Origin of the sequence: Mesorhizobium sp. B2-7-2, from assembly GCF_006440775.1 — a bacterium.
Lineage (GTDB): Bacteria > Pseudomonadota > Alphaproteobacteria > Rhizobiales > Rhizobiaceae > Mesorhizobium.
Genome location: NZ_VFTZ01000016.1, coordinates 103,562 through 114,043, shown reverse-complemented (window position 1 = coordinate 114,043; position 10,482 = coordinate 103,562). Strand labels below are relative to the sequence as shown.

Here is a 10,482-nt window from a genome sequence, read left to right as displayed (position 1 = left end):
CTCGCTAATACATGCCGATGTAGCCCTCGCTAGTTTTGAGAACGTTGTGGAGCTTGCGGCGCGTCCGCAACTGACAACCGTCGATGTGAACCCAAGGCGCTCGGACGCGAGGCTGCTGACCGCGTGCTCAAGACATCGCGGGACGGCAGCAGAGCGGCGTCAGACGCTGGCCATGTTCGCTGGTCCTGCGGGCATGGTGGCATCACCGGGCAACTGCGTATGCCAAAGTTTTGTTTGCAGGAGTGTATAGATGTCGCGATTTCGCCTATTGACGATCTTCATGTCGGGAATGCTGGGAACGGCGACGTTGCCGGATCAAGTCGCCTCGGCACCAGTCCTCAACTCCGCCAATCGCAATGCGCTGGTCGAGCAGAACCAATTACTGATGCTGGAGAACAGGCTGCGGCGGCAGCAATATCAGCAGCAGCAGCAGCACTTCCGTGGCCAGGATCGCGAGATCGCGCCGCAGCAACGGCCCGATCGACCGCTTACTTGCCAGCATCAGCGGTCAAGCAACGGCTTTGTGAGCATCTGCCGCTGATAAGGCGGCTTGCCACTTATTTAGGCGGCCATAGCTTGCGCGCGTCGTGCTTAAACTAGCATCAAAGGCGTTTTTGATTTCGCAATTCGTGCCTGAACACTGGAGAGCCGACCCGATGGCGCCACGCTGATGGCCGTCTCCGATAACAGCTTCGACATCATTGTCGTTGGCGCGGGGCCGGTCGGACTTTCCTTCGCCGCCTCGCTTGCCCAGAGCAAACTCAAAGTGGCACTTGTTGAAGCGCAGGCCCGGGAAAGGCTCGCGAATCCGGCGTTCGACGGTCGCGAGATCGCGCTGACTCATGCCTCGATCAGAATCCTTCGGGAGCTCGGCGCCTGGGATATCATTCCCGCTTCGGACAAATCACCACTTCAAGGCGCACGCGTCCTCAACGGATCGAGCGCTTTCGCTCTGCGTTTTAATGCTCCAAGAGCGTGTGGAGAGCCCCTCGGAATTTTGGTCCCGAACTGCCGCATTCGCGATGCGCTGTTCAAAATCGTTCGGCTGCGTGATCAGCCAGAGCTGCGGTGCGGCCACTCGGTCGTCCATGCAAGGACCAGCCACAAAGGAGCAGTGGTTACGCTTTCTGACGGCATGCAGTTGAGCGCCAGGCTTGTTGTTGCCGCAGATTCGCGCCTGTCTCCCACGCGTGATCTGCTCGGCATCGGCGCCGACATCAATCGGCTTGGCCACTCGATGCTGATCTGTCGGGTGCGGCATGAACGCGCCCATCACCATGTGGCAACCGAATGGTTCGATCACCATCAAACGATAGCGATGTTGCCTCTGGGGGAGGGGGTCTCCTCGTTGCTGCTCACTCTGCCCTCAAGCGAGGTCGGCAGACTGCTTGCCTCCAACGACGATTTGTTCCTCAGGGAATTGACGAAGCGGTGTCAAGGCCGTCTCGGGGAAATGACATTGGCAAGCAGCCGCCACGCCTTTCCGCTGGTCACCACGTGGGCGCACGAACTCAGGGCTCCGAGTGCCGCACTCATCGGTGACGCTGCTATTGGAATGCACCCGGTGACAGCGCATGGCTTCAACATCGGTCTCAGCAGCCAAAAGCAACTCGCCGATGCAATCCTGACTGCAAGTCGCGACCGCCGTGACATTGCCGATCCCGACATGCTGCACAGATACGAAAGGCGGCTGCGCCTGTCGGCGGCGCCGCTCTACCATGCTACGAATATACTCGTCCGACTCTACTCAAGCGAGCGACCGGCGGCACGGCTTGCACGCCATGCGGGGCTTCGGTTCGCCCAACACGTTCCTCTTATCCGGCATGGCATCTCGGCCATGCTCAAACGGTGAAGCACCAGCAGCTCTGGAATTCGTGGACTTGTTGCGACGACCGCTCGGCAAGAGTGGCATCGCTCCAAATCATCACTGCCACCGCTTCGGCGAACGCCTGTTCGGTCGGTGACGGTGACATTTCGGCGCGGATCATCGGCCGTACTGCGAGCTGAATGACCTAACGGTGTGGGTTCGGATGGTATTCCGAAAGGCTGAGTTTACTGGAAAATTACTGCGCGTGATTCCAGGCCACTGCGACTGGAAAAGATCCGAAGCAGTACCCGAGCACTTGGAGGTGGGCGGCGCACATCTCCTTCGATGCCGTCCAGCAGAATGTTCTGGGCGGGGGAAGGCTGCTACCGATCTCCTTGAGTTCGAGCACGAAGCGCCGGCGAACTGGCATGGGTTGGAGGAGCAAACTTAACCTAGGCCGATACTCTCGCGCCGCATTTTGATCAGTGCGCTGGCGAACGGAACTTTTCTCACGAACCATGGTTCGCGCCGGCGAAAGCAGGTATCTGCTCCCCGCAGCGCCAAGGAGATTTGCCATGAACGTTCGCCAGTTGCTGAAACCAAATCAAGGACCTCCCGGAAGAAACATTGGTCTGTGTCGCCGAGGTCGATGAAGCATTGCGGCCGTTGCCGCCGGGGTTGAAGCCGTTGAGAGCGCGAAATCCAGAGCCGCAAGCAAGATGGCACCGAGGCTGTCGAACTCGCCAATGGAACTGAAAAAGTCGTCGTGATCCGCTGGTGACGCGCGCCTAGGTGCAGCAAGCTCTTTATGGTTTCCTCCACCGGTACGTGGTCATTTTCATGCATCAGCAAGAGGCAACGACACGATTGTCCCGACTGTGCGGACTGCGGAAGGGACTTCCGAAACCATGCAGACGCCCTCAATCCCTTCGGCCGGCTCGGGGAAAACGCGGAACTGAGGCCTCAATTACACAGCCTCATGCGAGCCATGCGTCGAGAATTCGCCTCCCCCAGCATCGAGGAGGCAGACCAACCTCATCAGGTCGACAAGGTTCAGTCGACCACCTGAGAGATCGCCTGCAATCGGCTTTCTGCTCAACGAGCAAGGTGCGGGCCGCATTCGTGCTGCCGCGATCAAAGCCTCGATGTTCTTCCGAGGTGAACTCCCACTGAAAGTCCAGCCTCTTAGACCGCACTCTTATCGAACCGATCATGCTCCTGTTCGACACGGACCAACATGCGTTTCGAATTGATGCCGCTGACCTATTCAGACGCGTGACCTCCGACCGTGTAGATCTGGGCCATACGCGACACCGAGCGCAGCCATGTACTTGATGCCTGGCGCCGGCTCGAGCACCCGCGCCGCTTCCTCCGCGCTCAGCACGTCGGGCAGCTCCGAGATTCCGGGTGACCACCAGCGCAAAACCAATCCTGCCGAACGGTGAACCGCAGCGCAGTGCTCAGGCCATTTCCTGCCTGCCGGCTTTTTTTCACGTGCCTGCAGCCGATCCCGCGGGCCCAGATAGCATTTGGACTTACCTTCCCGGCGCAGCCGCTCTTGTGCACTAAAAACAGCGCGTAAGTATCTCGTCCAGCACTGCTACAGGACATTGACCGGGAGGATGCATATCTCTGATTGCTAAACCAGGTATACTCGTGCAATTATACATGACGCGATCGGGGGGGTCGAGTTCATGCGCCTCTTGCTTTGCAGTCTGATTGCCTTTGCAGCGGCGGGTTCCTGTGCCCTGGCCCAAGACGCGAAACTGATGCGGCCGAAGTCGTTCGCCGATTTTGTCCGGCAAACCGCGCCCGATCTGATCCGACATCTCGACGCCGCCGCGCTCGAACGGACCAATAGCCAAGCTCTCATCAATGAGGGGGAACTTTTAAAGGCGCCCCGATATCCGTTTGCTAGACCGATGTCGCAGTTGCCAGAGGGAGATTCTCGCACCTTAGAGTACGTCAACCAGCTTTCAATTTTCCTGGAACAACATCAAAAACTTGGACAAATAACTGATCAATTTCGCTTAGCGGTAGGGTCGTCAAGTCGACCTCTCAACGCGGCGCCGGATTTTTTGGGCAGAGGAGACTACTTCTCATCCAAGGTTAATCGGTGGAACGGCAATATCTTTTGGGCACCTGCTTCGAAAGAAACAGACATTAACCTCCGCTACGCCGATGAAGTCAGAGCTGTCTTCGGACCGATCCCGCCGTTCGACGTTACCACGCTTGGCCGATTTGTCCGCTCTGACGGGTCAGTTATCGAAACGCGGGCCACGTATGTGGAGGTGGACGGCAATCGAGCGGAACTAAAGCCGAACAGTTCCAAATCTGGCTCTCCGCTCGAATACGAGCATCGCGACAAGAACGGTGTGTTTGTAAATTGGACGGCGACCATCGACAAATGCGACAAGCCGTCTCTGGCAGGCGGTGTAACACCATGCGGTACCGCTTCGAGACTCTCTAGGATCGAAAAAGGAAACGTCGAATGGATCGCACTTGCGAGGAAAACCCACGGCCCGGAGATTCTAAGACCAGAGAAATATTGGAGTGAGAACGACAACTCCTATGCGCTGCTTGGTTACATCGGCTTCAACCAGGTGAGCGGGGAATTGGCGTTCTTCGACGGAAGCTATGAAGGAATAAAGTTCGATTGGAGTACGCCTACTGTGGCACCAGGAGGAGGCGGATACAACGACACTGCTGGTCGGACTCTGGCATCCAAGACATACGACGCGACTTTCAGGGTCGACTGCGCCGCGTGCCACGATAACAAAGAACCCAGGATCATTACCCCCTATATCAAGCAAGCGCGCGTGGGTTATCGCGACAAAGATGAGGCCGCGGCGTTCAGCCTTGGCGATCTGCTCCCCGAGCGTACCCGGAACTCGAAGACCCCCTACCGAGTGGTTGGGACGGACTATACCGCAGCTCACAGGGGCACGCTCGATGGCGACCTCACGATTGTAGATCCAGCACGAAATTGTACCTCATGCCATGGACTCACCAACAACGGCACCGGACGCTTTGCATCGGATGCAGTAGGACGCCTCGGTTCTATTGCCGGAGACAGCGGGTTGGAAAACAGTTTCCGCACCGACTGGGCACTTCGGACCGGCGCAGGTAAAATTCATCCGTGGATGTACGCGGAACCGCAAGGCAATGACGTTTCCGACCCTCAACCTGCTCCCATCTCGGATGCTGATTGGGATAAGCTTCGCGCGGTTATCGAGAACGCTGATGGAGATTCGCGCTCCCTCAAAACCTACACCGATGCTCCAACTCCCGAGTCCACGATGGATGAGGCGACGAGGATCGGAGATCCATCAGGTCCTCAAAATTTCGCAGTGGGCATTGAAGACAATCCCGACGGTTCCTCGGAATTGTCGCCAAAGCGCATCCGGCTTGACTGGACGTATATCAATTCATTCGGCGGAGTCCCTGAGCGCGATGATGTACGCTTTAACGTAGCGATACACGAGGTCGGTATACCCTCTGATGGTGCGGAGCCGGCTAGTGGTGACTTTCCAAGCATCGAGCAGACCAAGGCGTTAGGGTTTAGCGACCTGGGAGGGGGTGTCTTCACGGATGGGACAATATTCGTACTCCGCGACATGTCTTTCCAGGGGCATATGCGCTGGATCAACCCCGCCCCTACGCTGACACCAAGGCAATACAGATTGTATTTTCCGGCATCGCTGAACAAGCGGTACCTCATTCGTGTCGCTGCCAAGCGATTTGGTTTCGATCAGGGCGGGGAGCGCGTCAGCGCCGCTGACCATCTGCTAAAAGTCGATATTAAATAGCCCACGGGAGTAAGTCATGCGTATAGCATATGGGATCGCGGTTGTCGTCGTTTCGCTGCTGTCGAGCAACCTCAAAGCGGCCGCGACAGGGCCGGATGTGATCGTGGGATTCATCGACGACGCTCGGGAAGACAGCCGGCTCGGATCGAAGATCGGTCTCACGGCTTCAACCAATTCCTGCAATATTGGGGATTCGCCACTCAATTGGCAGCGCCTTCCGGACACACATCATCCAGCCATCACCCTCAACTTTTATCGCTTGGCAGATGGAAGGATGGAGCAATTGGCGAAATCTTGGGTCAAGCACGGATTCTACGCGACGAATCAGAACGATTGCGGTGGCATACCGGAAATGCATCGCACCTGCCAGGCTGGGGCCGGGGGAAGCCAGTTGCGTCCCGGTTGCTCCGACCTGTATACTGAGGATCTCAATTCAGATCCCCGTAATCTTGGGCCTCGGAGCAGAATAACCAATTCTGCAAAAGTTGAATTTGACGGATCCAAAGCACAAGATCTGACCGGCTATCCCCCAAGCGATCCAGCGGAACGGATCTTGCTCGTCGACGAAGCTGACCTGCTCACGCCAGGCGCGCGGTATTTCGTGGAGGCCCAGTACATCACCGCCGACGATGCGACAGCCGGTAACGCACGTAACAATGTGACCTATAGGGAAGTCAAACCGATCTTAAGATCTGGAGCGTGGGTGTTGCGAAACGAAAGCCCGGAGGTGCGGATGCAGCCGGCTCTGTTCGCCTGGAAAGAGTACGGGGCGCAGCTCTCCGAGGTCGATCTTGATGAGAACGGGGTGAAGACGTATATCCTAGTAGGCTCCAAGGCCCAGCCCCTCGCCGGTGGGAAGTTCCGGTACGATTATTCCGTGTACAATATGAACAGCGATCTCGCTGTCCAGGCATTTGCAGTGCCTGAGCAGCAGATTGACCAGAGCAGCGCTTCATTCAAAGCTCCACATTCGAATGGGGAGATATGGTCGAACGACGCCTGGGACAGCCGCATTCAAGGCAACCAGATAATCTGGTCAACGCGCAAATCTTCCGAAGACACCAACGCAAACGCGGTTCGCTGGGGTTCGGCCTATAACTTTTCGTTCGTTTCCGATAAGCCTCCCACGACTGCGGACGCCACCCTTACATTTTTCAATGCGCCCGCCGACGGTGGGGCCGAGACTGTTGTGCGAGTGACGGCGCCAGGGCAATGATTTCGACGGTGGCAATCCAATCGCAAGGGTGCAATGCGAATTCTTCTCGGCCTAATATTCTGGTGCGTCCTCATCTCGATTGCCGCCGTCGGTCGATCAACGGCTCAGTCGGTCGAAATACAAATCGGCGACGGCGCCCACGATAGCAGTCCTTATATTTGCTGGACTCCTGTTCTCTCGCGAGCTCGACTCTTAAGCAAGTCGTCGACAGCGCAACAACATCTAACCCTCTCTGCTGTCTCTACCGACAGCAGCGGCAATGTGGCCTTCCAGCTAAACGGAGCCGAAGTCCTCGACAAGAAGTCTTACTCTCCTTCCTCCACTCTCAGTCTGCCCCTTCCCTCGAATGGGGCATGGGCGTCGTTCTGGATCATGGGGACGAAGGCCTCCACTGGCGCCAAAGACGTGCGCGTGATCGCGCTTGATGACCTAGGCCTGGAGCTTGGATCGGTGGACGTGATGGTGCGGGTGCGAAAAAACGCGGAGTCGTTGACGAGATTTGAAGTCCAAATTTTTCTGGACGCTTTGAAGAAGCTTCACGATATCCAAAACAGCGCCGCGTCGTCGGATTACGAACCGTTCGTTCGCATCCATGAAGCGGCCAATCAGCTTGAAATTCACAGGTCGCCACTTTTTTTGCCATGGCACCGAGCGCTACTCCTTGATCTTGAACGTCGCCTCCAGCAGGTCGACCCGCGTGTGACCATTCCATATTGGCGCTTCGATGAGCCTGCGGACCATGTTTTTTCCGATGATTTCATGGGAGCGACTGTGCCAGGTGTGCCGTTCGTCAGCGGGCCAGGTCTAGGCGACTGGATCGATCCACAAATGGGTCGGCTGATTCGAGACCCAGCTGTGGCGCCAAGCCAAGGCGTCCTTGATCCAGCCGTACCGGCGAACTTCCACCGCGCGTTCGTGATATTCCATAGCCAAATCGAGAGTAGTTTCCATAGCGGTGTGCATCGAAACCTGGGCGGCTGGCTTGCCACGGCCGACTCGCCCGCCGACCCACTCTTCTTCCTGCTGCATGCCAACGTGGATAGGGTTTGGGCACACTGGCAGGCCACCTATTCCCGGTTCAGCGGGAATGATGAGGACGCGTACTCAGCCCTGGGGAAATATCCAGGAACCGGGCCAGATGCGGGCATATACAGGAAGGGCACCTACGCCGACGATCCGATGTGGCCTTGGGGATACCCAGATCCCGCAGAAGCATCGGGATGGCCTTCCACGTCGCATCAGATGCCCGGAATAAGTTCAAAGTCCGAGGCCGCTTCGCTCACGCCAGCAAGAATGCTAGATTACCTAGGATCCGAACAGGCCTCCTCGGCGCTGGGATATTGCTACGACGACATCGACTATCTCGGACGGCCTCTCAAATGACCTACATGGGTGGCAACAATAACAGCCGCATCTTCGTTTCCGCCTTGGTTAGCGCTTGGCTTTTGGCTGCGCCGTGCCTGGCCCAGTTGGGCCAGCCCCCCAATCCCGATCCGCGTGTCAGGGCGTATCTCCTGGAGAACGCAGGCGAGATCGAAAGACTGCGCGTCACCGCCGCAAACACGAATTTTGATCCAGGAACACGCAGCAAGGCGCTCGAAGGTCTTGCGTTGATTTCCGAAGACGCGGCTCTGCCCGTCGCTGCGGAGTTGGTAACGGATCCCGTCGAAGACGTGCGAAAATCCGCAGTCGGAATCTTGGCTAACTCGGTCGTCATGGCCGGTCACGACGCCGGCAATCACGACCCCGCGATGCACCCGGGCACAATATGGGGAAGCTACGTTCAAAACCAGCACAAGGTGGCGCTCGACGCATTGAGGCTGGCAACTCGCCAAAGTCGATCCGAGGCAGGTATGCTCGCCTTAAAGACGCTGGTGAGGTCCTCCGCGGAGGAAGCCTCGCCCTTGCTGGCGGAGGCCCTAGCCAATGGAGCGGTCACACCAAAGCAAGCGGCCGAACTTTGCACGCAAGCACCTGAGGCGCGTTCGCGTGCCTGCCTTTTGGATTTTCTGGATAAGGGGCCCGCGGAAGCGCGACTGGCTGCCGTGGCGGTTCTTGGCTCAATTCCAGGAGACCGACCTTTGATTCGCAACAAGATTTTTCTCAACGACCAGGCGGAGCCCGCTCTTCGAGCCGCGGCGGCTCAAGTGCTTGGTCAATATGATCCGACATTCACGTCCTACGCACTCACCGTCGCCACCGATCCGAACACACCGTCGCTCGTCTATGCAGCGGCGGTGCGAAACTATGCCCAAAGCGCGGAATCGGCTGGGAAGCTCGATGCCGCGCAATGGGCGGCGCTCAAAAGAGCGCTACAAAACAAGTTGAAGGCAGCACAGGAAACCGACGCGCTAACCCGATCAAACCTCAATGCGCCTCCGCTTCAGGAGCTTAACCAAATGTTCAACAAAGGCCGTCCGCTCCAATAGCGGTCGGCTTGCATGATCCTCCTAACCGCGTTTGTTCTTGTTCTCGATCCAGCTGCAAAGCCGTAGACCGGACTCGGTCCTGCGCTAGGCGGACCAACGTTCGCAACACCTGACCTTGCCCCTAAAATCAACGGGCAAGGTGACAACCGAATAGTCCCGTCAACGGAGTCACTCGCTTCAAGCCCGGACTAATAGCTCAGCGCGCCAGCGTGTTGGCTATCCACACGGTTGCAACCGCGACGTTGGCGTAGACGCCATATTTCAGGCGTTTGGCGCAACCCTCGCCCCAGCTCACAACGCCGACGAGCTGGCGCTTCCCGTCTACAACGGCACTTAGTGGCCCTCCGCTATCGCCTTGACAAGAATCGACGCCGCCGTCCTCCTTGCCAGCGCATATCATCGCCGAGGTAATTCGTCCGTTGTAACTGTCCTTCGCATTGCACGCATCATTCGGCACTATGGGCACGGTTGCACCGAGCAGGTCGGTCGTCGTATTTCCGCCTTGGAAGATCGCTCCCCAACCCGTAACGTAGGCCGTCCCGTGGTAACTTGAACCCTCTGGGATCAGCGCAATCGGTCGGCCCATCCTCGCGTCCCGCGCCAACTGAAGTAGTGCGAAATCGTACTCGTTAAGCTGCGAGTCCCATTTCGGATGGATGATGATGTTGGTTACCTTGAGACGCTCGCCGCCAGCAGGCAGGAAACTCGTGCCATCGACGACGTCTAGCGCGGCTGGGTTCTTGTTCACGATGAAGTTGTCGACGCAGTGCGCCGCCGTTAGGACCCAGCCTGGCGCCACAAGCGACCCGCCGCAAAACAGGAACCGTTGTGGATCGGGGGCGACCGCCCTTACAAGCCCAACCTGCCACTCATTTTGCTTGAAATCCACCGCCTCGCCGCCAACGATGCGAGGGTCCACACGAATCGAATTGAGTATCAACTTCTGATCGGCGTCGGGCAGTTTCGCCCGCTTCACGATGTCTTGCACCTCGTTCTGGAGGCGCTCGATATTCCCCAGTCCTCCCGCCGCTGCAGGCGTGACTGACAGTACCTCTATCACAAAAAAGCCAATCGCAGCCAATCCAGCAAATACCTGCATTCCAATCCCTCCCAAGGTTATGTGCCTCTCTCGCAGGTGTGACGTGCTTGCCCTTCTCCTCAGTTAATAAGTGTACGTATGCCCGTCGCGAACGCACGTGCCTGTATTATAGTCTCTGCCCT

At 57.5% G+C, this 10,482-nt stretch carries 8 protein-coding genes; 6 read left to right on the top strand and 2 right to left on the bottom strand.

What is annotated here, in order from left to right:
- The first annotated feature begins 250 nt into the window (after nucleotides 1-250).
- Together FJ425_RS21340 and ubiM are read left to right on the top strand one after the other, a co-directional pair.
- Entirely contained in the window at nucleotides 251-541 is a 291-nt protein-coding gene (locus tag FJ425_RS21340) for a hypothetical protein (RefSeq protein WP_084015713.1), read from the top strand.
- A gap of 129 nt (nucleotides 542-670) precedes the next feature.
- Nucleotides 671-1,852 (top strand): 5-demethoxyubiquinol-8 5-hydroxylase UbiM, encoded by a 1,182-nt coding sequence (gene ubiM, locus FJ425_RS21335; RefSeq protein ID WP_064993451.1) that lies wholly within the window; start codon nucleotides 671-673, stop codon nucleotides 1,850-1,852.
- Here the strand turns inward: ubiM and FJ425_RS32095 are convergent.
- Nucleotides 1,842-1,988, bottom strand: coding sequence for a hypothetical protein (locus tag FJ425_RS32095; protein WP_224655927.1), 147 nt, complete (start codon nucleotides 1,986-1,988; stop codon nucleotides 1,842-1,844). The two genes, ubiM and FJ425_RS32095, sit on opposite strands and share 11 nt — an antisense overlap.
- Nucleotides 1,989-3,501: 1,513 nt before the next feature.
- Here FJ425_RS32095 and FJ425_RS21320 point away from each other — a divergent pair.
- Genes FJ425_RS21320 through FJ425_RS21305 form a run of 4 tightly spaced genes read left to right on the top strand, consistent with a single transcriptional unit; the run spans nucleotide 3,502 to nucleotide 9,261 of the window.
- Complete coding sequence (locus tag FJ425_RS21320) at nucleotides 3,502-5,616, top strand: hypothetical protein (protein WP_064993452.1); 2,115 nt, start codon at nucleotides 3,502-3,504, stop codon at nucleotides 5,614-5,616.
- 16 nt (nucleotides 5,617-5,632) lie between these two features.
- A complete protein-coding gene (locus tag FJ425_RS21315; protein WP_064993453.1) occupies nucleotides 5,633-6,832 on the top strand; it encodes a hypothetical protein in 1,200 nt (399 codons plus the stop codon).
- 33 nt (nucleotides 6,833-6,865) lie between these two features.
- Nucleotides 6,866-8,215: a tyrosinase family protein gene (locus FJ425_RS21310; protein ID WP_064993454.1), complete on the top strand. Its 1,350-nt coding sequence runs from the start codon at nucleotides 6,866-6,868 to the stop codon at nucleotides 8,213-8,215.
- Nucleotides 8,212-9,261 (top strand): hypothetical protein, encoded by a 1,050-nt coding sequence (locus FJ425_RS21305; RefSeq protein WP_064993455.1) that lies wholly within the window; start codon nucleotides 8,212-8,214, stop codon nucleotides 9,259-9,261. The genes FJ425_RS21310 and FJ425_RS21305 overlap by 4 nt, the downstream gene beginning before the upstream one ends.
- 196 nt (nucleotides 9,262-9,457) lie before the next feature.
- Here the strand turns inward: FJ425_RS21305 and FJ425_RS21300 are convergent, their stop codons facing one another.
- Nucleotides 9,458-10,360, bottom strand: coding sequence for a serine protease (locus FJ425_RS21300; RefSeq protein ID WP_084015715.1), 903 nt, complete (start codon nucleotides 10,358-10,360; stop codon nucleotides 9,458-9,460).
- Nucleotides 10,361-10,482: the final 122 nt, after the last annotated feature.

What these genes read in the sequence shown, in the direction of transcription:
- FJ425_RS32095 (WP_224655927.1), bottom strand. Translation starts at nt 1,988, where the DNA reads ATGATCCGCGCCGAAATGTCACCGTCACCGACCGAACAGGCGTTCGCC.
- FJ425_RS21300 (WP_084015715.1), bottom strand. Translation starts at nt 10,360, where the DNA reads ATGCAGGTATTTGCTGGATTGGCTGCGATTGGCTTTTTTGTGATAGAG.
- FJ425_RS21320 (WP_064993452.1), top strand. Translation starts at nt 3,502, where the DNA reads ATGCGCCTCTTGCTTTGCAGTCTGATTGCCTTTGCAGCGGCGGGTTCC.
- FJ425_RS21305 (WP_064993455.1), top strand. Translation starts at nt 8,212, where the DNA reads ATGACCTACATGGGTGGCAACAATAACAGCCGCATCTTCGTTTCCGCC.
- FJ425_RS21310 (WP_064993454.1), top strand. Translation starts at nt 6,866, where the DNA reads ATGCGAATTCTTCTCGGCCTAATATTCTGGTGCGTCCTCATCTCGATT.
- ubiM (WP_064993451.1), top strand. Translation starts at nt 671, where the DNA reads ATGGCCGTCTCCGATAACAGCTTCGACATCATTGTCGTTGGCGCGGGG.
- FJ425_RS21315 (WP_064993453.1), top strand. Translation starts at nt 5,633, where the DNA reads ATGCGTATAGCATATGGGATCGCGGTTGTCGTCGTTTCGCTGCTGTCG.
- FJ425_RS21340 (WP_084015713.1), top strand. Translation starts at nt 251, where the DNA reads ATGTCGCGATTTCGCCTATTGACGATCTTCATGTCGGGAATGCTGGGA.